The 544-nt window shown below is 57.4% G+C and carries 2 protein-coding genes; both read right to left on the reverse strand.

The features are described from left to right. Positions 1 to 293 (reverse strand): hypothetical protein (locus P0D80_RS51040; RefSeq protein ID WP_408296551.1); only part of this gene is annotated, 293 nt, incomplete at its 3' end. A gap of 2 nt (positions 294 to 295) precedes the next feature. Then, the coding region (locus tag P0D80_RS51045) for a helix-turn-helix domain-containing protein (RefSeq protein ID WP_408296554.1) at positions 296 to 544 on the reverse strand (249 nt) is incomplete at its 5' end.

Raw genomic sequence — 544 nt, forward strand, 5'->3', positions numbered from 1 at the left:
CCATCCATGACCATGTTTGACTTCAACTCCGAAGCCGCACCATGCTCACCAACGAAAGCTCTTCTCATAGTAGCTGATGTTATTATTGACATGATCGTTCTCCCTGTATATTGAACTTCAACATCGAACGGCCAAGGCAATTCGATCAAAATAAAGATAAAGATTAGTGTGGACGCTACCATGCTAACCTTGGCCGAGCTGACGCGCGTTCGAGAAACCGCCGGAAAATTCGCGAAATTGCGTGATGCGGGTCCATAAAACGAAAAACCGTTGGCCGCTGCGCTCGTCGCCATCCTCACGCGGCGCGCTCTGCGCGCTGCGACAGCAGGCGAAACAGCGTCGATCGGTGGATGCCAAACAGCGCGGCGATCTCCCCCATGCTCGTGTTGCCTTCATCCGCGAGGCGATATACATGATCGAGCTGCGCCAGCGTGAGCGTCGGCTTGCGGCCAAACTTCGTGCCGCGCGCCCTGGCCGCAGCGCGGCCGCTGCCCGTGCGTTCAACGATCAGGCTGCGCTCGAACTCGGCCATGCCGCCGAACAC

The organism is Paraburkholderia sp. RL17-373-BIF-A (assembly GCF_046030175.1).
In the GTDB taxonomy this organism is placed as follows: domain Bacteria; phylum Pseudomonadota; class Gammaproteobacteria; order Burkholderiales; family Burkholderiaceae; genus Paraburkholderia.